Raw genomic sequence first — 20,820 nt, forward strand, 5'->3', positions numbered from 1 at the left:
TGGGAACATGAGTCAGAAATCCTCGCAGAGCATGAAACCGGCCACTGCCGCCAAGAAGCTTGGTGTGTATCTTCCCGCCACGCCTGCAGAGTTCCAGGAGGGCCCCCTCACCCGGGACGCCCTGAATGAATTGATGAACGAGCCTCCCGAGTGGCTAGTCGACCTCCGCCAAAACGGGCCGCACCCACGCCCGGTGGTCGCCCAGAAACTCAACGTCAGCATCTCAGGGCTCACGCGGGGCGGCGTCGAAGAAGCGCTGACCACCGCACAGATCAACGAATTGCTGGCCGACCGGCCCGAATGGCTGCAGAGCGAGCGCGCCAATATGGCCGACGTCCGCGCCGAAGAGACCCGCGTCAAGGAAGCCGATGCCCGCAAGGCAGCAGCACGCAAAGCCCAGGAAAGCTGAGCGGAAACACCCGCGTCTTCGAACCGCAAGGACGAACAGCAAACGGCGCCCCTCCCCACCGGGGACGGGCGCCGTTTGCCGGCTAGCCAGCTAGCGACTAGTTGGCGGTCTTCACGATGTAGACATCGCACGGGGCGTTCAGGGCGACGCTGGAGGCGACGCTTCCGAGAACCCGACCCAGACCCTTCATACCGACATTGCCGACGACGATCAGCTGGGCGCCGAGACGACTTGCCTCTTCGACGAGGGCATCCTGCGGCTTGCCCTTGACGGCGGAGGCCTTGATCGTTGCACCCGGAACCAGCTCACGCAGTTTGGTGGCTGACTTCTCAGCCAGCTTCTGCGCCTGTTCCGCGTCGTCGAGGATCCACGTATCGCTGCCGATCTGGACAACTTCGGTGTTGTCCTTGGTGTGGGCGGTGATCACCACGAGGTTGGCGCCCAGGCCGGCCGCCACCGTCGCAGCGCGCGTCGCCGCCTTATTCGCGGTCTCGCTGCCGTCGACACCGACGATAACTGTTCCTGACATGTGTTTCCTCCCTGTCTGGTGTGGCACCCTCGGTGCCACACCGCTTGGTCTTGCTTGGTCTACTTGGTCTTCTCCCGCAGGAAACCGACGGCCCGTTCCCAAGCCAATCGTGCCGCTTCCGGACGATAGTTCCCCTGGGGGTTCCCATCATTATGGAACGCATGCGGCGCTTCATAGTAGTGGAATGTGACGTCGGCCTCAGATTCATCCCGGAGTTGCTGCTCCTGCGCCCTCGCCTGATCCACCGGGAAGAGCTCATCTTCGGTCGCGTAATGCCCCTGAATGGCTGCCTTCACACCGGTAAACGACTCGGGGACCGCCTGGCCCACGCCATAGAAGGGAACTGCTGCGGCCATCCGCTCCCCTTGCTGTGCCGCAAGGGCCAGTACGAATCCGCCACCCATGCAGAAACCGATGGCCGACACTTTATGGCTGGTGACCTCACCAAGGCCGTGCAGGTAGTCGACGGCGCCCCCCAGCAACCGGGCTCCTTCTCCTTCGGACAGCCGCTGCATCATTTCTCCGGCTTCGTCGCCGTCATGGGTGATCCAGCCGCCGTATAGATCCGGGGCGAGGGCGACGAAGCCTTCAGCCGCCAGCCGGTCGGCAACGTCTCGAATATGGTCGGTCAGCCCCCACCATTCCTGGATGACGATGACACCAAGACCGCTCCCCGACGCGGGACGGGCCAGATAGCCGTAGGCATCCTGCCCCTGGGAGGGGAAAGTGACGTTCTGGTGAGCTGACTGTTCTGCCAAGGATGCACTCCTGCTCGTCGACGATCGGGTTCGCTTTCCCAGTCTATGCAGATCAAGCCCCCGGGTCTCCTCCCGGAGGACTCAATCGTCAGGTGAGCGGTGGTCCACCACATAAAAATGTCCCCCCTCCCGAATTCCGGGAGGGGGGACATTTTCTCAACTTGTGCGCGAGGGGGGACTTGAACCCCCACGCCCTTGCGGGCACTGGCACCTGAAGCCAGCGCGTCTGCCTATTCCGCCACTCGCGCAAGTTGCCGTTTCGAGTTTCCCCTGAACAGCGAGAACAATCATAACCATGCCCCCGGGGCAACACCTAATCGACCCTACGGTGTGATGAGTGGCACTCTGGGGAACTAAATACCCCGAAATTCTCGTTCCGTTATCGAAGAGAAGCCCCCACCGTCGGACGTTTCCGTGGCAGGACAAGTAGTATCGGAATGGCACAGGCCTCACGGCCGGCTGTTTCGTCACGCTCCGTGACCGGAGCGGCGTACAGGACAACCGACTTCGAGAGGAGCAGCGCCCATGGGTTTGGTAGACAATGTTGAGCGCGGTCTCGAAAAGCTGGTGACCAGCGTCTTCCGAGGCTCAGGCTCCGCCGAAGTCCAGCCGGTCGAGATTGCCAGTCAACTACGCAACGAGATGGACAACCGGACACTGACCTTGTCGCAGGGCCGCACCTTGGCCCCCAACTCCTTTAAGGTCCGTCTGGGAGCCGCCGACTTCGAACGAGCCAAGCAATGGGGAGCAACCCTGGCCGAGGAGCTCTGCGATATCGCTGTCAAGCACGCACGCTCGCAGCAATACACCCTCCAGGGACCGGTCACGGTTTCCTTTAACCGCGACGGCGACACCAAGGCCGGCAGCTTCTCCATTGACGCCACGATGGACAAATCGTCCACCCCCGCAGCTGCCTCCACCCCTCCGCCGGCGCCGACGGCTCCACCGCGTCCACCACCGGGTCAGCAGGCCGTCCTGGACATCAATGGCCAACGGTATGGACTAAACGCCGATTCCGTCGTGTTGGGCCGCTCCGCCGAAGCCGATATCCCCGTCGAAGACCCCGGAGTCTCGCGCCGTCATATCGAAGTCGTCCGTGAGGGGTCCCGGGCTTGGGCCGTGGATTTGGGATCCACCAATGGCAGCTACGTCAATGGCCAACGCGTGGTCGACCGCGAGGAGCTTTTCGACGGCTCCATCATTGCCATGGGCCGCACCCGCATCACGTACCGGCTGGTTCCCCGATCGAGCGGAGACAGCGCATGAGCGACCTCTTCCTGACCGCCCTGCGCCTTGGATTCCTGATCCTGTTGTGGATCCTGATCCTGAGCATCATCGCGGCACTGCGCCGGGACCTATCGATCGGCAAACGAGCGAAGACCGGTGAACCCACGGCGCGGGAGGTCCGCAAGAACCCCGAGTTGGCGCCCGAACCGGCCCCGCCCACCAAGAAAGCGGCACGCACTCTGGCCATTTTGGAAGGGCCCCTCACCGGGACCAGCCTGGATCTGGCTGCCAGCCCCATCCTGCTGGGCCGCGCCCAGGAGGCCACACTTGTCCTCGAAGACGATTACGCCTCCGGGCGACATGCCCGCCTCTTCCCGCAGGGCAGCCGCTGGTTCATTGAGGATCTCGGCTCGACGAACGGGACCTATCTGGGGGAGCACCAATTGACGCGCGCCCAGCCGGTGGACATCGGTCAGCCCATTCGGATCGGCAAAACCGTCATGGAGTTGAGGCCGTAGTATGGCGCTCACGTTGCGGTTCGCAGCGCGGTCGGATGTGGGGTTGGTCCGCGCCAAGAACGACGACTCCGGTTATGCCGGTCGCTATCTGGCGGTCGTGGCCGACGGCATGGGCGGACACGTCGGTGGCGATGTTGCCTCGGCATCCACCGTATTGGACCTAGTACATCTTGATCAGGACACGACCGTTGACGTGGAAACGGTGCTTCCTGACGAAATCCAGACAGCCAATTCCATCCTTAACGACTTGGTCAGCGCGAACCCGAAACTCTCGGGAATGGGCACCACCGTGACGGCGCTGCTGCTGACCGGAGACCGCTTCCAGTACGCCCATATTGGCGATTCCCGCGCTTACCGGCTCAAGGACGGTGTCTTCGAACAGGTCAGCAAGGACCACACCTTCGTCCAGCGACTCGTGGACGAGGGCCGCCTGCGGCCCGAGGAAGCCGAACACCACCCGCATAAGAACGTGTTGATGCGGGTCCTGGGTGACTCCGACGCAAGTCCCGAACTCGATATCGACCAGTTCCCCATCACACCGGGGGAACGCTGGCTCCTCTGCTCCGACGGCCTCAATGCCGTCGTCCCCGACCAAATCACCGAACGCATCATGCGCAAGGCGGGCTCCCTGCAACAGACCGTCGACGATCTGGTCGAGGTCACCCTCAAACATGGCTCCCCCGATAACGTCACCATCGTGATGGTCGAAGTGGCCGAAGATGTCGAGTACGAAGAACCCGTACTTGCCCCCGCCCGCGAACCCGCTCCGGATACCGGCCAACTACAGGTGGCCCAGCAAGGCGATCTGGAGGCTAGCGCTGCCGTCATCCGCCACGAAATGTCCATTCGACCCCATGTTCTGGTCGGGGCGGCCGATCTGGCCACCCAGACGGGCCAGATTCCGATGGTCACGCAACGGTCCGCAGAAAAGCGAGCCGCCGCGATCCTGACCCACAAGGCTTCCGAGCCCGATGAGGCGCCGGACGAGCGCGAATTTGATCCCATGCGCCGTCCACTGAACCGCGGTTGGCTCATCCCGACCTTCCTCACCCTGATGGGGCTGATCTTGGCCTCCGTCTTGTGGTTCGGTTTCGCGTGGACCCAAACCCAGTACTACGTGGCAGATTACGACGGCAAGGTGGCCATCTACAACGGCGTCTCCCAAGATCTCGGACCGATCAAGCTCTCCCACGTCGACACCGTCACGCATATTCCCACGGAAGCCTTGCCCGCCTACACACAGCAGCGCTTGCGCAACTCGTTGGCTGCCCGCGACCTCGCTCATGCCCAGGACATTGTCTCCGAACTGCTCATCAGCGCGAAACAGGCTTGTCCGGTCATCGTCCCAGCCGATCCGCAGTCCGCCGACTCCCCGCCGGGCCTACCCAACTACTGTCAGGAGGTGACACCGTGAGTGAAACAGCAGAACTGGAAACTGCACCCATTCCACGGCGCAACACCGAACTGGTGCTGTTGATCGTGGCCCTCGCCGTCGCGGTGGGCGCCAACTACCTCGTCAGTTTGAGCAACACTGATGGCTTCGACGAAGGTTTCCTGACCCAGGGAGCCGTTCTGGCCGGCATGGCCCTCATCATGCACATCGTGCTGCGGATCTGGGCGAAGTATGCGGATCCGATCATTCTTCCCTGCGTCGTGGCCCTCAACGGCATGGGAATCGCGATGATTCACCGGCTAGACCTCGTCAACAACGACGACGCGGCCACCCGCCAGCTGCTCTGGACGGGTGTCGCCATGGCCGCTGCCATCGCCACCTTGTGGGTCGTCCGGGACCACCGCATCCTGCGCAAAGCCCCCTACACCTTTCTGGCCATCAGTGCCCTGCTGCTGATCCTGCCACTCGTTCCAGGCATTGGCAGGGAAATCAACGGCGCCCGCATTTGGATCGGCATCGGACCGCTCTCCTTCCAGCCCGGGGAACTCGCGAAGATTTCCCTCGCGCTCTTCTTCGCCGGCTATTTGTCGACCCACCGGGACCTGATCCTGCTGGCCGGACGCAAAATCGGCCCACTTCAGTTGCCCAGGATCAAGGACCTCGGTCCCATGGTCGTCGCCTGGCTCGTCAGCATCGGCGTCTTGGTCATGCAAAGCGACCTGGGCTCCTCCATCTTGTTCTTCGGCCTCTTCATGGTCATGATCTACGTGGCCACAGGCCGCATCAGCTGGATCATCATCGGTCTGGTCATGGTCGTCATTGCCGGTTTCTTCGCAGCCCAGGTCATGTCCCACGTCGCACTTCGGCTGAACTCCTGGGTCCACGCCTTCGACCCCTCGGTCTACGATCAAACGTATGGCGGGAGCCGTCAGATCGTCCAAGGTCTGTTCGGCCTCGCCAACGGCGGCCTCTTCGGCACCGGTATCGGCAATGGTCGGCCGGACTTCGTCCCGTTGGCCAATTCAGACATGATCATCACCGCCCTGGGCGAGGAGCTGGGCCTCATCGGCCTGGTGGCCATCATCCTGCTCTTCGTCATCCTGATCAGCCGGGGGATGCGTGCCGCCCTGGGCAGCCGGGACGCCTTCGGTAAATTGCTCGCCGCCGGCCTGTCATTCACCATTGGTCTGCAGTGTTTCGTGGTGATGGGCGGGGTGACCCTGCTGATTCCCTTGACCGGTCTCACGACGCCCTTCATGTCGGCCGGAGGGTCTTCCCTCTTGTCCAACTGGATCATCATGGCCCTTTTGCTTCTGGTCTCCCATAACTCCCGGCGCCCGGCCACCACGGGGCCGCTCAACGAACGGGATATGGCCGCCGCCGGGCCTGACATCAGTGCGAAGGCGAAAGCCAGAGACGAAGAAGATGTCAGACGTCGGGCCAAGAAGGCGACGTCCAAAGCGCCGACCGCAGCACGAAAGGGGGACACGGCATGAACACCGCCATACGCCACGTGTGGATCGCCATCGTCTGCCTGTTCGTCTTGGTCTTTGGTGCGTTGAGCTACATCCAGTTCTTTGCTGTCAAGGACCTCAACGCGAATCCGCTCAACACACGGCAGCTATACAAAAACTTTGATCTGGCCCGCGGCGCCTTGCTGGTCGACGGAACACCGATCGCCGAATCCGTGGCCTCCGATGACCAATTCGACTACCAACGCGTCTATCACGACCCCAAGTTGTATTCGCATCTGACAGGGTTCTACTCCTTGACGTACGGCGCCAACCAGCTCGAGGGCGTGATGGACGACGAGCTCACCGGGCAGAGCGACTCACAGTTCTACAGCCGCATGATCAACTTGTTGACCGGGCAATCAGATGAGGGTGCCTCGGTCGAGCTCACCATCGATCCAAACCTCCAGAAAACGGCCTACAACCTGATCCCCGACGGACAGCAAGGGACCATCATCGTCTCCGCGCCAAAGACGGGCAATATTCTGGCCATGGTGTCCAAGCCCAGCTACGACACCAACCTGCTGGCCGTACACAGCGGGAAGATCGCCTCCGCGAACATGGCGCAGATTCTCAAGACGCCCGGGCTAAGCCCAAATATCAACCCGGCCATCGGCCGCCTGATCTCCCCAGGCTCCACCTTCAAGATCCTCGACCTCGTCGCTGGTCTCGAATCGGGGAAATACGATCTGGATTCGGTCTACGACAACCCGACGAGCATCACGCTTCCGGGCACTTCCACAAAGGTGAGCAACTTCGGGCAGGGTATCTGCGCGAACGAACCCCGTGCCAAGCTCGAGTTCATCGTCGCCCAGAGCTGCAACACCCCCTTCGTGGCCATGAGTGAAGCGGTCGGACAGGACGCCTTGCGTGATGTCACCGAACGCTTCGGCTTTGGCCAGCAACTTCAGATTCCACAGCGCGTCACCCCCAGCAAGTTCCCGACCGACCTCACACCCGACCAATTGGGGTTGTCTTCGATCGGGCAGTTCGATGTCAAGGCCACACCCTTGCAGATGAACATGGTCGCCATGGGTATCGCCAATGATGGTGTCGTCATGAAACCCAACCTGATCAAACGGGTCACCGCTCCGGATCTGAGCGTGCTGGAGGAACCGAAACCCGAGGAATTCAGTACGGCAACATCCAAGAAGGTGGCCAACCAGGTCACCGAATTGATGCGCGCGCCGCTCAAGGGAGGAACTGCCTATACGGCTGATATTCCGGGGCTGGATATTGCGGCGAAGACCGGTACGGCGCAACTCGGGGACGGAACTGATCGGGTCAATTCGTGGATCACCGGATTCGCACCCGCGGATGACCCGGAGGTCGCTGTCACCATTGTCATAGAAAAGACCGACTACGAGACCGGCCACAACCTGACCAGTCCAAACCTGAAGAAGATGCTAGAGGCGGTGTTCAATAAGTGAGGCCTACATCGGGTATCACCCTGGGCGGTCGGTTCCAACTGACCGATCGGATAGCCATCGGCGGTATGGGCGAGGTCTGGAAGGCGCGCGACGAGATCCTTGGTCGCATCGTCGCCATCAAGATCCTCAAGGAGGAATACACGGGCGACCCCGGTTTCCTTCAGCGTTTCCGCGCCGAGGCACGTCACACCGCATTATTGAATCACGTAGGCATCGCCAACGTGTTCGACTACGGCGAAGAGGGGGGTTCGGCCTACCTGGTCATGGAATTGGTTCCCGGCCAGCCGTTGTCTGCCATCATCGAACGCGAACGGGTCCTGTCCCCTGACAGAACCATGTCCATCATCGCCCAGACCGCGCGTGCCCTCGCCGCAGCCCATGCACAGGGTCTGGTCCACCGGGATGTGAAGCCTGGCAACCTGCTCATCCTGCCCGATGGTCGGGTGAAAATCACCGACTTCGGCATTGCCCGTATCGCCGATCAGGTTCCCCTGACCGCCACGGGACAGGTCATGGGCACCGCTCAGTACCTGGCCCCTGAACAGGCCACCGGGCAGCAGGCCAGCGGGTCTTCGGACATCTACTCCCTCGGCGTCATCGGCTACGAGTGCTTGGCCGGTCGTCGACCGTTCACCGGCGAATCACAGATCGCTATTGCGCTGGCCCAGGTCAACGACAACCCTCCGGCACTGGATGAATCCATCCCGGCCAAGTATCGGGCCCTCATCATGTCGATGCTGGCCAAGAGTCCCGCGGAGCGCCCCGAGACGGCCACGAAGCTAGCTGAAGCTGCGGACGCGATCCGGGCCGATAATCTTGATGCGGCGCAGACCGCCGTCCCGGGCATCATCCCGTTCTTGGGAACCGGCGGGGGCAACGCCACGCAGGCCATCAACGTGGGGGATGCACCCACCCAGGCCAACCCGCAGACCCCGGAGGCGGGATCGGGGACTCCGAGCACCAGCGCCCTCCCCCTGGTCTCCGATCAGACCACTCGCGGACCACAGGCCAGCAAAGAGTACGACGACGCTGACGCCACCCGGGTCCAAGGCGCCGCTGCCGCGGGCGCAGCCGCAAGCAGTAGCAACGACGATGACTTCAACTCGGTCCTCGGTGCCAGCAAGGATTGGGATCCCGATGACGAGGGCGGCGCCGCAGTTGGTGCTGGATCGGGCGCCGGCGGAGCCTCAGGCGGTTCCGGGACTCCTCCGCGCAAAAAGCGGAATCCCTGGATCTGGCCCCTGATCGTCATTGTTGTCTTGGCCTTGCTGGCGGTCTGGCTCGTCCCCATGTTCACCGGCGACAAGACGGGCAACGAGTCTCCCGCTTCAAGTAGCGAGCAGTCCTCCCAGAAGACCGTCAAAGTCGACGCCGACGACTACCTCGGTATGGACGTGAAAAAGGCCGCGTCCGAGTTGAAGGACCTTGGTTTGGATGTTTCGACCAAAGAGGAAGAATCCAGCAAGCCGGAGAATTCGGTCGTTGGTGTTTCTCCCACCGGTACCGTCAAGGTCGGCACCGTGATCGAGCTGAGTTACGCCGTGCCACTGCCGGTGGAAAACACTCCTCCGCCTCCACCTGTGCAAGAGACCAAGACCAAGGCGCCCGCCTCGACCAAGAAGTCCACGCCGGCTCCGAGCACCAAATCCTCGAAACCCTCCAGCACCAAGGCCAGTACCTCGGCACCGGCACCGGCACCGACGACACAAGCCCCGCCGACGAAGCCCACCACCCCGAAACCGACGGTGCCGCCCAAGGAAACGGCACCGTCAAAGCCCCCGGTCGAGCAGCCACCGGAACCGAGCAACCCGGACGCCGCCAACGCCGATAATGGGTCGACCCAAAAGCTCGAGCAGGCCGCCGCGAACGACGCGGGTAAATAACGCTGAGGCGTGCAGAGGAACCGTGTGACTGAACCCCGAATCCTGAACTCCCGGTATGACGTGGGCGACCTGATTGGTCGTGGCGGCATGGCGGATGTTTACCATGCCCGGGATCTCCGGCTCGGACGCGAGGTCGCGATCAAGCTTCTCCGTCGGGATCTGGCGCGCGATCCGGTGTTCCAAACACGGTTCCGCAGGGAAGCCCAGGCCGTCGCCGGTCTGAACCACCCGGCGATCGTCGCCGTCTATGACACCGGCGAAGAGGAGGTCGATGGTGGCGGGGGGCAGGTCTCGAAGCTGCCCTACATCGTCATGGAGTACGTCCGGGGAAAGACTCTGCGTGATCTGTCCAAGGCCGGGGAGTTAAATTCAGAATCCTCCCTCAGGTACACGCTCGGCGTCCTCGCTGCCTTGGAGTACAGCCACAAGATGGGGATCGTCCACCGGGACATCAAACCCTCCAATGTGATGGTCACCGGCGACGACACCGTGAAGGTCATGGATTTCGGAATTGCCCGAGCCATGTCCGATTCATCGGCCACCATGACCCAGACGCAGGCCGTGGTGGGAACCGCCCAGTATTTCTCCCCCGAACAAGCACGCGGGGAAACAGTCGATGCTCGCAGCGATCTGTACTCGGCTGGCTGTCTTTTATATGAACTGCTCACGGGCCGACCCCCCTTCACGGGTGACAGCCCCGTTTCCGTGGCCTACCAGCATGTGAGTGAGGCACCGGCCGCGGCCAGCGTCCACAACCCCGAGATCAGCCCTCGGGTCGACGACGTGATCGCCACTGCGCTGAAAAAAGACCGCAACGAACGCTATCAGGACGCTGCCGCCTTCTCTGCCGCATTGCGTGCGGCCCAGGACGATCGCCCCGTGCCGCAGAACCTGGGTGATGCCACCCAGGCTCTCGCTGTCATGCCGCTATCGACACAGGCCATGCTGGCCACCGACCCGCCCACGCAGGCTTTGGCTTCTGGCACTCCGAGCGCCGGGACCGAGGGTGGAGAACACACTGCGGCCATGGCCGCCACGCGTACCAACGGGTCAGAAGATACCGGCAAACAGCCCGACGTGCCCGATACCGGGTCCCAAGAGTCACTGCTTGCCAACACTTCCGGTCCATCGCGAACAGACGAAGCCGATCGACAACGCACATCACGTCGACGAGCTTGGATTTCCGTTTTTTCCGTTCTGGCCGTCGTTGTCATCGCCCTCGGCGCTTGGTTCTTTTGGAACTGGAGCCAAGCCGAGCAGGAACGAAATGCCATGATCCCCGTTCCCGATGTCGCCAACTTGTCCTTGATCGATGCACAGAACAAGATCTATGCCGCCAATCTGAAGCCCGTCACCGAGGAGGTCTTTGACGACGACGTGGACTCCGGTTCAGTCGTGGGAACAGACCCCCAGGCCGGCTCCTCGGCACGTAAAGACTCCGAGGTCCACTTATTAGTTTCACAGGGCCCGGAACAAGTGACCTTGCCCAAGGACTTGGCCGGCCAGTCGGAGGCCACGGTGCGCAGCACCCTGGAACGGTTGGGGTTGGACGTCTCCGACGATGTGAAGCGCGAGAACACCGCCACTGTGGAGCTGGGCAGCCTGATCGAGACGAACCCAAAACTCGGAGAAAAGGTCAAAACCGGAAGCCTGATCGAACTGACACTCTCCACTGGCAAAGTCACGGTTCCCTCGCTCATGGATCTCGACGAAAAGAAGGCACGTAAAGTCCTAGCCGACCGCGCCGTTGGACTGAGGTTAGACGTCGTGGAAGATCCTGAGTCCACGGAGGATCCTGGGACGATTACCAAGCAGGACCCCAAGGCCGGCCAAGACCTTGAACAGGGCGGCACAGTGACTATCACTGTGGCGGTCGAACCCCCAGAACCTTCTCCGACGCCGACACCATCCGAATCATCGGGCGATCCTTCGTCGACGCCCACATCCGATCCCGAAGAGGACCAGAAGTCGGCGGAGGAAAGTTCAAAGAGCTCGAAGGCGGCCGCCAAGTCTTCAGAGAAAGCTGCTTCCGAGTCGGCGAAGGCCTCCAAGAAGGCGTCCAAGTCCTCCAAAGCTGCCGAACCCTCGCCCTAAACCGCTTCTCCCTCCCCTATCACCGGCTTCCATCCAAGGGTGGCGGCTGACCGGAGCTGGGGTCATCCGTGGCCGGATTAGTCGCTGATGAGTGGACTCAGTTTTTCGGCGCGGGCCGCCGCTCCAGAGAGGCCCAGTGCTTCCAGCCAGTTACCGAGCATATGGTAACCACCTTCGGTGAGCACTGACTCGGGGTGGAACTGAACGCCCCATAGGGGAGCCTCCCGGTGGGCCAGACCCATGATGACGCCACCTTCGGTTTCGGCGATGATTTCCAATGCGTCAGGAATCGACGCCCGGACCGCAGCCAAGGAATGATAACGCGTAGCCGTGAACGGGTTGTTGATGTCGTGAAACAGCGGGTGGGTTCCGTGATGAACCAACGAGGTCTTTCCATGCATGAGTTCCTCGGCATGGGTCACTACCCCGCCAAAGGCTTCGGCGAGTGCCTGATGTCCGAGGCAGACTCCCAGCATGGGTTTGGCCTGTTCTCCGCACCAGCGGATGAGATCGATGCAGACTCCGGATTCGCCAGGAGTACCGGGGCCCGGAGAGATGAGAACCCCGTCCCGAGCCGCGGCCAGTTCAATGGCCTGATCTACCGTGACGTCGTCATTGCGCACAACGGTCGTTTCGGCACCGAGTTCGCGCAGGTAGCCGACCAGCGTATAGACAAAGCTGTCATAGTTGTCGATCACTAGGATCCGCGTGGGAGCGGCCATTGTCACTGCACCAGACCAATCGTTGATTCGGTCCATGGGCTGTACTGACTGGCCCAGGGAAACACGTATTCCATCAACACCAGTATGACGAGCACCGCCAGCAATGCTGAAATCAAAAGACGCACCCACCATGGGCCGGGTAGCTTTCCGAATAACCATGCGTACACGCTCTGACTCCTTTACCGGGGTGGTGTTCTTCGATGATGGCGGACGGAAGACGACGACAGCCGGGTTCAGTCGTCGCCGATCGCGCGGCTCACGGCTTCGGCGATCACCGAAGGGGGCCCAGCCTCCAAGGGACGCCATGATTCCAGCTCCGAATAGGCGATGATCCGCATCCGGGTTGTGAAGGGCGGGTGGCAACTGGTCATCGTCAACAAGGATTCGCTGGGCCGTTCCCCTGATTCATGCGGCACCGGCAGCAGGACCTTGGAGTCCGAAGGGTCGACGATCTCCGTGCTGCGGTACCGGTAGGTGTAGTACCCCTGCCGGGTCTGGACGTAGAGATAGTCCCCGTCGATCAGCTTGTCAATATCCCAGAAGACCTGTCCGTGAGTCTGCCGGTGTGCCGCGACGGCAAAGTTCCCCTGCTCGCCGGGCAATTGAGTCTGCGGGTAGTGTCCGATGCCCAAATGGTCGAGGACGTCGCTGCCGACCCCTTCCGAGATGGGCCGGGCATAGTCCTTCCCGAAGCGGGGCACGTACAGCACCCCGAAGGTCTCCTCCCCAGTCAGGTTGGTTTTTTCCGGGGTGCCGTACTTCTTCCGGTCCGCATGGGAGGTCTGCCCGGGATGGGAAGGACCCGTGCGAGCGGTCGGATCACCACCGGCGAATTCCTGGAGCGTCCGAGACGTCAGGTTTTCCTGGGCGCCATCGGCCTCGATGTTGGTCCACCACAGCTCCCATGCCACGAAAAGCAGAATGATGACCCCAAGCGTCACCAAGATTTCGCCGAGGCCACCCAGAATCGTCGCTGAACGACTGCGTCGGCCTTCGGGTTTTGACGGTGCCATTGCCCTGTGCACAACTGGCACGAAAACCTCCTGACGCAGTACCGGTAGAATGTCGGTGACGTGGGTTGCCGCAGGGACACTGCCGTGTCAGCCCCCAACCATGACAATATCGCCCGGGTCCCAAACAACGAGTGTTTGACCCGCCCAAGGTCAGGAGTACCAGTGCCCGAGTCGAGGACGCGCCGCAAGGCCCGCCGGCAGTCTGAAGCCGCAAATAAGAACGGCGATATTAAGGCCCTTCCGGTTTGGTACAAGCCAGTCATGTTCGGATTGATGATCCTGGGACTGATCTGGATCATCACCTACTACATCTCACAGACGATGCTTCCCCTGGCGATCGCTGGCGGGTGGAACATCGTGATCGGCTTCGGTATCGCCATGGTCGGGTTCTTTATGACGACGCGCTGGCGATAGCCCGCCAGAAGGGCTTCACTCCACGTATTTAAGCCCGACAACGCATCCGACAAGAAGCATCAAGAGCAGGACCTTGATCCAGCTAATGGACTCACCGTCAACTGCCATGCCGTAGATCACCGTGAGAGAAGCTCCGATACCAACCCAAACGGCGTACGCGGTTCCCGTTGGTATGTCCTTCATGGCATATGCCAATCCACTCATACTCACGATGAGTCCTCCCGCAAAAACGAGACTGGGCAGCAGCTTTGAAAAACCCTCGGTCTTCCCGAGGGCGATGGCCCAAACCGCCTCGAACATCCCTGAAACAATCAATACGAACCACGCCATGATCAACCACCGTTGCCTTCCGGCGGCCGTCTTGTCGCTGTCCGGGTACGGCTCCCTCGTCCGGTCGGAGCAATGAGCTCCTGTCCGGCAGGCTAACACACGGCTCCGGGTCCGGCACCGGACGTGAGATGCTGGAAACCAGACGAAAGGACACCATGCCCCCCACCGCTACACCCTTGACCGGATCGAGCCTGACACCCCAGCGACTCTACGGATTTCTGGCCACGGCCGAAATGTTCACCTGGGGGTTGCTCCTGTTAGGAATGGCCCTGAAGTACGGAAACATTAGTGACAAATTCGTCCCGGTTTTCGGAGGAATCCACGGACTGACATTCATCAGCTATTGCGTCGTGACCTGCTTCGTCTGGGTCAATCAGCGGTGGTCGTTCGGCCGCGGCCTGTTGGGCTTGGCCTCTGCCTTCATTCCATTCTGCACAGTGCCCTTCGAACGCTCTGCCCTGCGTGCGGGGCTACTCGGCGGCGGCTGGAGGCTGGCTACCGGCGGGGATGAACCACGTGGTTTCGTTGAAATCGTCCAGGCGTGGTGTCTGCGACACCCACTTCCAGCGGTCATTCTGGGCATCGTTTTCATCGCCGTGGTCTTCACCGTGCTCTTGATGCTCGGCCCGCCTGTTCCCCGCGGCTAGGCCAGCGCACCTCCACGGCAGTCTCCTGACCCAAAGGACCCATCCTCAGACCGACGTTAGCTCCAATAGACCGGAGCCCCGAGCCGCTGCTCGGACGGCAGTGCTGACTCGTCCCAACGCCGGGGAGTCGAGCTTCCACCGCTGCCAATAAAGTGCGACGTCTTGGGTCCAGCCAGGATCCAGAACCACCAGTGAATCCTGCCCCGGATCCTGAGCATCCGGCACCATGCCCCAACCGAGACCATCAATGACTGCCCGAACGAATTGAGAGGAATCCGGTACATAGTGTGTCGGGGGCCTGACCTCCGACCCGCAAATGGAGCGGAGGAGCGAACGCTGCAGTTGATCCGACCGATCAAAGTCCACCACCGGTGCCACCGCCAGCCCACTCGCCGGATCCCCAGCAAACCATTGTTTTCTAAATGCCGGCGACGCCATCGCCGTATACCGCAGGGTCCCCAAAAACTCGGTCGTACAACCCTGCACGGCTCGTCCATCAGTGGTCACGGCCGCCATCGCCGCCCCTGACCGCAGCAGCTCCGCCGATACCGACTCGTCCGCACGCAACACTTCGAGTTCGAGGCGTGCATCCTGGGCCAATAAGGTGAAGGTCCCCGGGAACCAGGTCGCCAGGGAGTCAGCGTTAACCACCACCGATACCGCCGCCCGCTCCGGAGCCATCTCATGGTCCGGGATTCCCCCACCAGAGAGCTCAGCCATGGCTTCGGCGGCCAGCAGGTCTACTTGCCGCGCCAAACGCAGCAAAACGGTTCCTGCAGTGGTGGGCTGCGCCGGTTTCCCGCGGCGGATAAGAACGGTCCCCACCTGTGTTTCCAGCGCTTTGATTCGTTGGCTGATAGCAGAAGGGGTTACCTGTAGTCGTGACGCTGCCGCGTCAAAGGTTCCGGTATCGATGACAGCTGCGAAGGCACGGAGTTGATCCGCTGGAAATTCCATATTAGAGATACTAATGACCCATTCAAAACTTTAGCTAGCTTGCATATGAATGATGCCCTTACCGTTGTCGAGTGACTTACTTTCCTTCGCTGTTGGCCGGCCTGGGGGCCGGGTTGGCGCTGATCGTCGCCATTGGTGCCCAGAATGCCTTCATACTGCGTCAAGGAATCCGACGTGAGCACGTACTCAGTGTCGTCCTCATCTGTGCGCTCTCCGACGCAGTCCTGATCTTCGCCGGAGTTGCCGGTGTGGGCGCCTTGGTCGCCACGGCCCCTTGGGTGCTCGTGCTGGCCAGATGGGCGGGAGCGGTCTTTCTCATCGTCTACGCCACGGTGGCCCTCCGTCGAGCCTTTCGCCCAGCAGCGCTCACGGTTGACCGCGGGTCGCGGGCAGTCTCACGGACGTCCGTGCTGGCCACCGCTGCAGCACTGACGTGGCTAAATCCTCACGTTTACCTAGATACGATGGTCCTGCTCGGCACGATTGCTAGCACCCACGGCAATCCGGGACGCTGGGTCTTCGCTGCCGGGGCCGTGCTGGGTAGTTTCCTTTGGTTCCCGACCCTCGGGTTCGGCGCCCGCCTCCTCGCCGGGTTTTTTGCCCGCCCCGGTTCATGGCGACTCCTGGATTGTCTGGTCGCAGCGGTCATGCTGTTGGTCGCGATCGGCCTACTGACCGGATCGTAGACTTCTGCCCGGCATCGACCGTGGAACCGGCTCAATCTAGGTAGCGCCGATGAACCGTCCAGGTCCTCACCGCCGTGAACCCCGCGCGTTCATACACCCTGTTGGCGCCGGTGGGGCTGGCCGAATCAACAGCCAAATCCACCATCTTGTATCCACCGCGTTCTGCTGCCCAAACGATCCAATGCAAGAGGCCAGCAGCCAGTCCCTGATGACGGGCACGTCGTCTGGTCCCCAAAAGGCCGACATGGAGTTCCCCCTTGACCCATTCACCACACAAGGCATATCCGTCGACACTATCTTCGGGAGCCAGACTGGTATCCGTGCTGCGGATGAGGGGACTCATGGCCGGGCGGAAGCTGCGCGCAGACTGCTGGTCGGCCCAGCGTTCCCGCGTTTTCGGTACCGCCCCCCAATGGTCGGCGAAAGCATCATTATGAGCCCGACGAACTGCTTCTTCCGCTTCGGACGTGTAGACCTCCACCACCGGTCCCTCCGCAGATAGCGTCGGCTCCATGACTGCTCCGTAGCCCCGCGGAAGCTCGATCATCATGTCAGTGAAGTAGCGCACCGGAGCATATCCCCGCGAGACGGCCATACGTCCCGAGCTGGACCCGTGAGCCCCCGTGGCGAGGCTGACAGTCACCGGCGCTCCGGGATGTCGTTCGGCGGCGAGCTCGCCGGCGCGAGCTTCCAAACTCTCCATGATCGCCCCACCGATTCCACGGCCCCGATGTTCTGGGTGAACACCACCATCGATGCTTGCCTTGGCATTCCCCTCGAAGAGGACGTCAGCCACACGCAGTTGCCCGAAGCCCACCAATTGGTCCTCGTCCCAGACAGCAATACTGTCGCGTGCCGGCTCGAAACCCGGTTCTTTTAGTTCTTCAGCCAGATCCTCGGCATCATAGAACTCATCGGTGCCATCCGCCTGCGCCAAGCAATTCGTCAATTGGGCCCAGGCCCCTAGGTCAGCAGCTGACAGCGTGGAAAAGCGTGCATTCATGAGTCCTCCAGACGTTCGCCCTGCCGCTGACACCAGCCTGTGGGATGGAATCAAGATACAGGCTGGTAGTGGCCCACGTCACGTCTCGATTCTCTCGTTCATGCACACGCTGTGAATATAGTTATCCACAGGTGGGGATAACGCTGTGCGTAACTATGTTCGACTGGCCCGGACTGACAGGGATGCAGGACCCATTCCCTCATTGAATTACACCGGTGTGAGTTACCAACAATGTGGATAAACCCTGTGGATGACGACCCGATGTTCGAATTTCCGCGGGATTCCGCGGAAATATCGTCTCGAGAGATCCCATCGCGCCGAGGAATTCTTTAGCTACCCTTCACTCACAGGCTGTGTACGACACTTATCCACACCTGTGGATCATTATGTGAATATTCAAGCTGCGCCCACCACCAGGAGATGGCTCAAGGCCAGCACCCGGGGATGCAGAGCCATGAATAACAGTGAATTACATGGGTGTGAGTTATTAACAGTGTGGATAAGCCCTGTGGATAGTTCATGCCGAACCAACAAAAACGGGGTGGGTGGTGGAAGATTTCCACCACCCACCCCGTGGGCGCGATTCGAACTCGGCCGAAACGCTCGTTGCTTAGCCCATTAAGGGTTGATAGGCCGCCCGAATTGGTGCCCACCCCAGCCAGGTGAGGACACCAAGCACCACGACGATGACGGCTATACCGCCCCATTGCAGGATTGCCCGGTTTCTTCCACGAGGGGAAAAGACCAGCACTGCCGCCACGGCACCCCCGACGACCAAACCGCCAACATGTGCCTGCCAGGCGATATTGGCACCGGGCAAGAAGCCGATGACCAAGTTGATCCCAATGATCACCAAAACCGGTACCAGGTTGCCACCATGTGCCTTGGTAATGACCATGAACGCGCCGAACAATCCGAAGACGGCGCCCGATGCGCCAACGACCGCCACATTCGGAGCCGCAAGAAGCAAGACGCCAACGGAACCACCGAAACCGGCGACCAGATACAAGACGGCGAATCTGACGTGACCTAGCGCCGGTTCTAGGACCCGACCCAGGATGTAAAGCGCATACATGTTGAACGCGATGTGCATGATCAGGCCCGTGGAGTGCAGGAACATGGAAGTGATCATCCGCCAGGGTTCGCTGCCTGTGTACAGGCCTGCATACAGCAGACGGTCCGTCAGACCCGGGATCAGATACTGGCCTCCGAAAAGCAGTACGCACACAGCGATCAATGCATAGGTCACCGTCGGTCGTCCCGAGGTCAGACGGCCGCCGGTAACAGTCTGCGGCTGACGACGCTGGCTATTCACCTGCGCCACACAGTCAACGCATTGGACCCCCACAGCGGCTGTGCGCTGGCATTCAGGGCAGGCCGGGCGTCCGCAACGTTGGCAGCGAACGTAGGAGGGGCGATCGGGATGCCGCGGACAAGTCGGAACCGGCGCGTGGGGTTCCTGCTGTGGTTGGCCGAAGGCCATGTCATGCTCCTGGTTCGTGGTCAGGTGTTGAAGACGAAAGGGCGGTCCCCGTCGGCTCCGGGGAGTCGTTGGGGAACCGCCCTCGCTATGCGGAAGATATCCGCCGTGGCTACTGCAGGAGTGAGGTTAGAGTGCCTCGACGTCGATGCCCGAGATGACAACGTCTTCGAGTGGCTTATCGCGGCCATCGGTAGGAACCTTGTTCAGCGAGGCAGCAATTTCGCGAGACGTCTCGTCGGTCACGTCACCGAAAATAGTGTGCTTGCCCTGCAACCAGGTCGTGGGGACCGTGGTGATGAAGAACTGGGAACCGTTGGTTCCACGCCCCATCTGGAGCCCTGCATTGGCCATGGCGAGCTTATAGGGCTCGTTGAAGTCCAGATCGGGGTTGATCTCGTCGTCGAAACGGTAGCCGGGGCCTCCGACACCCTGACCCAACGGATCCCCTCCCTGGATCATGAAGTCGGAAATGATGCGGTGGAAGATCGTGCCGTCGTACAACGGGGTCTCGGTCTTTTTCTCGCCCGACTCGGGGTGAGTCCACTCCTGCTCGCCGGTGGCGAGGCCGATGAAGTTCTTGACCGTCTTCGGGGCGTGGTTGCCGAACAGGTTGACCACGATGTCACCGTGGTTCGTGTGGATGGTGGCCTTATGCGTGGGGATTGCAGTCATGTCCCTATTCTTCCACTTCCCGGCCCGCATCCGGCAGTCTCCGCGGCAGGTCGGCTACGCGGACAGTGAACATCAGTCATAGACACTAATCTGACTTACGTCGTGAATGGCCCGTGTACCCTCCAACGCGTAGGCTAGGCGTGGATACTCCAACTACTTGGGAGGAACGTGTGAAGAAGAAAAAGCGAATGGCCCGTGATCTGCGTAGTTCGGTCAATGCAGGTACCGGGAACGCCCGCGATTGGGCAGCCCCGAAGGTCGATGCAGCGGTCAACTGGGCGGTGCCCCGGTTTGAAAAGGGCATTGAAACCGCCACTCCGCGCATTCAGGAGGGATTCCAGCGTGCCGCCAATGAAATCGCCGGTGGCGTCGCCAAGGTAACCCCGAAGATCCAAGACGGCCTTGATAAGGTCGCTCCGCGCATCTCCCAGGCCGTCGACGAGGCTTCTCCTCGGCTGCAAGAAACCCTCGATAAGGCCACGCCAGCTTTGCAGCACGCTCGCGACCTTGTGGTCAACGACTACATCCCGACCGCGAGTGCCCGCCTCGGTGACGCGGCCGGTTACGCCGCTCGTCGTCTTGACGGCGTCGACGTCCCAGTTCAGGTCGAACAGGCCGTTGCCCGGGTAACTGGTGACAAGAAGGCCCTCAAGCGTGCCCAGAAGGCCGCAGTGACCGCTGCGAAGGAAGCTTCTAAACAGCTCAAGCGTGAAAAGGCCCGTCAGAGCCGCAAACGCGGTTTCCTGGTCTTCGGCATCATCGCCGCTGTGGTCACTGCGGGAGTTGCCGCCTGGCGTGCTTCCAAGCCCGTCGAGGACCCTTGGAAGACTCCAGTGGAGCCGGCCCCAGTACCGGCTCCGGTTCCAGCGCCCGAAACTCAGCTAAAGACCGAGGACGTGCACACGCACGTTTCCCAGGCCGCAGCGGAGGCCAAGGACAAGGGTGCAACCGAAGCGCCAAAGGCACCGGTCGCTGCCACTCCGGCTCCGAAAGCGACGGAGAGCCCCAAGGCTCCTGCCGCTGCGGACACCACGGAGGCCCCGAAGCCGGGTCCACGTAGTTCTGCACGTCGGCGCGCCGACGACTCGGACGATCAGTAGATTAGTCGTTCGATACGCCTCAAGCGGCGGTGATCCTGATG

Annotated in this window: 21 protein-coding genes, 1 tRNA gene, 1 pseudogene and 1 riboswitch; of the genes and pseudogenes, 12 read left to right on the forward strand and 11 right to left on the reverse strand. The window is 61.4% G+C overall.

Features of this window, described 5'->3' with window-relative positions:
- Window positions 1-7: 7 nt before the first annotated feature.
- Window positions 8-409, forward strand: a complete 402-nt coding sequence (locus FM101_RS00805; RefSeq protein ID WP_086994056.1) for a DUF5997 family protein — start codon at window positions 8-10, stop codon at window positions 407-409.
- 97 nt (window positions 410-506) lie between these two features.
- Here the strand turns inward: FM101_RS00805 and FM101_RS00810 are convergent, their stop codons facing one another.
- The 3 genes from FM101_RS00810 to FM101_RS00820 all read right to left on the reverse strand — a co-directional run bounded on the left by FM101_RS00810 (window position 507) and on the right by FM101_RS00820 (window position 1,944).
- A complete protein-coding gene (locus tag FM101_RS00810) occupies window positions 507-938 on the reverse strand; it encodes a universal stress protein (protein WP_086994058.1) in 432 nt (143 codons plus the stop codon).
- 59 nt (window positions 939-997) lie between these two features.
- Window positions 998-1,696, reverse strand: coding sequence for a dienelactone hydrolase family protein (locus FM101_RS00815; RefSeq protein WP_086994061.1), 699 nt, complete (start codon window positions 1,694-1,696; stop codon window positions 998-1,000).
- Between the two features lie 164 nt (window positions 1,697-1,860).
- Window positions 1,861-1,944: transfer RNA gene (locus FM101_RS00820), tRNA-Leu, on the reverse strand.
- A gap of 277 nt (window positions 1,945-2,221) precedes the next feature.
- Here FM101_RS00820 and FM101_RS00825 point away from each other — a divergent pair.
- From FM101_RS00825 to pknB, 7 genes are read left to right on the forward strand one after another with little or no spacing between them, the layout of a single operon-like run.
- Window positions 2,222-2,962: an FhaA domain-containing protein gene (locus FM101_RS00825; protein ID WP_086994065.1), complete on the forward strand. Its 741-nt coding sequence runs from the start codon at window positions 2,222-2,224 to the stop codon at window positions 2,960-2,962.
- Window positions 2,959-3,441, forward strand: coding sequence for an FHA domain-containing protein FhaB/FipA (locus tag FM101_RS00830; RefSeq protein WP_086994067.1), 483 nt, complete (start codon window positions 2,959-2,961; stop codon window positions 3,439-3,441). Before FM101_RS00825 ends, FM101_RS00830 begins: the two co-directional genes overlap by 4 nt.
- A gap of 1 nt (window position 3,442) precedes the next feature.
- Entirely contained in the window at window positions 3,443-4,855 is a 1,413-nt protein-coding gene (locus FM101_RS00835; RefSeq protein WP_086994070.1) for a PP2C family protein-serine/threonine phosphatase, read from the forward strand.
- Window positions 4,852-6,330 (forward strand): FtsW/RodA/SpoVE family cell cycle protein, encoded by a 1,479-nt coding sequence (locus tag FM101_RS00840; protein ID WP_086994073.1) that lies wholly within the window; start codon window positions 4,852-4,854, stop codon window positions 6,328-6,330. The genes FM101_RS00835 and FM101_RS00840 overlap by 4 nt, the downstream gene beginning before the upstream one ends.
- On the forward strand, window positions 6,327-7,775 hold the full coding sequence (locus FM101_RS00845) for a penicillin-binding transpeptidase domain-containing protein (RefSeq protein ID WP_086994076.1): 1,449 nt from the start codon (window positions 6,327-6,329) through the stop codon (window positions 7,773-7,775). The genes FM101_RS00840 and FM101_RS00845 overlap by 4 nt, the downstream gene beginning before the upstream one ends.
- Complete coding sequence (locus tag FM101_RS00850) at window positions 7,772-9,658, forward strand: protein kinase domain-containing protein (RefSeq protein WP_086994079.1); 1,887 nt, start codon at window positions 7,772-7,774, stop codon at window positions 9,656-9,658. Before FM101_RS00845 ends, FM101_RS00850 begins: the two co-directional genes overlap by 4 nt.
- 24 nt (window positions 9,659-9,682) lie before the next feature.
- Window positions 9,683-11,752, forward strand: a complete 2,070-nt coding sequence (pknB, locus tag FM101_RS00855; RefSeq protein ID WP_086994082.1) for a Stk1 family PASTA domain-containing Ser/Thr kinase — start codon at window positions 9,683-9,685, stop codon at window positions 11,750-11,752.
- Window positions 11,753-11,829: 77 nt separating this feature from the next.
- On the opposite strand, the gene FM101_RS00860 is transcribed toward pknB, so the two are convergent.
- Window positions 11,830-12,474: an anthranilate synthase component II gene (locus FM101_RS00860; protein WP_086994085.1), complete on the reverse strand. Its 645-nt coding sequence runs from the start codon at window positions 12,472-12,474 to the stop codon at window positions 11,830-11,832.
- A 233-nt stretch (window positions 12,475-12,707) separates the two neighbouring features.
- Complete coding sequence (locus FM101_RS00865) at window positions 12,708-13,508, reverse strand: class E sortase (RefSeq protein ID WP_241895476.1); 801 nt, start codon at window positions 13,506-13,508, stop codon at window positions 12,708-12,710.
- 141 nt (window positions 13,509-13,649) lie between these two features.
- Here FM101_RS00865 and FM101_RS00870 point away from each other — a divergent pair, with 141 nt between their 5' ends.
- The gene (locus FM101_RS00870) at window positions 13,650-13,901 is read left to right on the forward strand and encodes a cell division protein CrgA (protein ID WP_086994091.1); all 252 of its coding nucleotides are present in this window, start codon (window positions 13,650-13,652) and stop codon (window positions 13,899-13,901) included.
- A 15-nt stretch (window positions 13,902-13,916) separates the two neighbouring features.
- Here FM101_RS00870 and FM101_RS00875 read toward each other — a convergent pair whose 3' ends face one another.
- On the reverse strand, window positions 13,917-14,231 hold the full coding sequence (locus FM101_RS00875; protein ID WP_086994157.1) for a DMT family transporter: 315 nt from the start codon (window positions 14,229-14,231) through the stop codon (window positions 13,917-13,919).
- A gap of 21 nt (window positions 14,232-14,252) precedes the next feature.
- Window positions 14,253-14,317: riboswitch (guanidine-III (ykkC-III) riboswitch) on the reverse strand.
- Window positions 14,318-14,386: 69 nt separating this feature from the next.
- Here FM101_RS00875 and FM101_RS00880 point away from each other — a divergent pair.
- Window positions 14,387-14,878, forward strand: coding sequence for a DUF3817 domain-containing protein (locus tag FM101_RS00880; protein WP_086994160.1), 492 nt, complete (start codon window positions 14,387-14,389; stop codon window positions 14,876-14,878).
- A 45-nt stretch (window positions 14,879-14,923) separates the two neighbouring features.
- On the opposite strand, the gene FM101_RS00885 is transcribed toward FM101_RS00880, so the two are convergent.
- Window positions 14,924-15,835 carry a LysR family transcriptional regulator ArgP gene (locus tag FM101_RS00885; protein ID WP_086994094.1) on the reverse strand — a complete coding sequence of 304 codons (912 nt, stop codon included), beginning with the start codon at window positions 15,833-15,835 and terminating at the stop codon, window positions 14,924-14,926.
- Window positions 15,836-15,906: 71 nt separating this feature from the next.
- On the opposite strand from FM101_RS00885, the gene FM101_RS00890 reads away from it, so the two are divergent.
- Entirely contained in the window at window positions 15,907-16,521 is a 615-nt protein-coding gene (locus tag FM101_RS00890; RefSeq protein WP_179204194.1) for a LysE/ArgO family amino acid transporter, read from the forward strand.
- 31 nt (window positions 16,522-16,552) lie between these two features.
- Here FM101_RS00890 and FM101_RS00895 read toward each other — a convergent pair whose 3' ends face one another.
- The 4 genes and pseudogenes from FM101_RS00895 to FM101_RS00905 form a co-directional block, all read right to left on the reverse strand.
- Window positions 16,553-17,524 (reverse strand): GNAT family N-acetyltransferase, encoded by a 972-nt coding sequence (locus FM101_RS00895; protein WP_086994097.1) that lies wholly within the window; start codon window positions 17,522-17,524, stop codon window positions 16,553-16,555.
- A gap of 610 nt (window positions 17,525-18,134) precedes the next feature.
- Window positions 18,135-18,773 carry a rhomboid family intramembrane serine protease gene (locus FM101_RS00900; protein ID WP_342744336.1) on the reverse strand — a complete coding sequence of 213 codons (639 nt, stop codon included), beginning with the start codon at window positions 18,771-18,773 and terminating at the stop codon, window positions 18,135-18,137.
- 120 nt (window positions 18,774-18,893) lie between these two features.
- A pseudogene (locus tag FM101_RS16085) lies at window positions 18,894-19,007 on the reverse strand (rhomboid family intramembrane serine protease); the annotation flags it as partial.
- Between the two features lie 126 nt (window positions 19,008-19,133).
- A complete protein-coding gene (locus FM101_RS00905) occupies window positions 19,134-19,679 on the reverse strand; it encodes a peptidylprolyl isomerase (RefSeq protein WP_086994102.1) in 546 nt (181 codons plus the stop codon).
- 170 nt (window positions 19,680-19,849) lie between these two features.
- On the opposite strand from FM101_RS00905, the gene FM101_RS00910 reads away from it, so the two are divergent.
- Complete coding sequence (locus FM101_RS00910; RefSeq protein WP_179204195.1) at window positions 19,850-20,779, forward strand: hypothetical protein; 930 nt, start codon at window positions 19,850-19,852, stop codon at window positions 20,777-20,779.
- The last annotated feature ends 41 nt before the right edge of the window (window positions 20,780-20,820 follow it).

This window comes from Arthrobacter rhombi, from assembly GCF_900163545.1.
In the GTDB taxonomy this organism is placed as follows: domain Bacteria; phylum Actinomycetota; class Actinomycetes; order Actinomycetales; family Micrococcaceae; genus Arthrobacter_H; species Arthrobacter_H rhombi_A.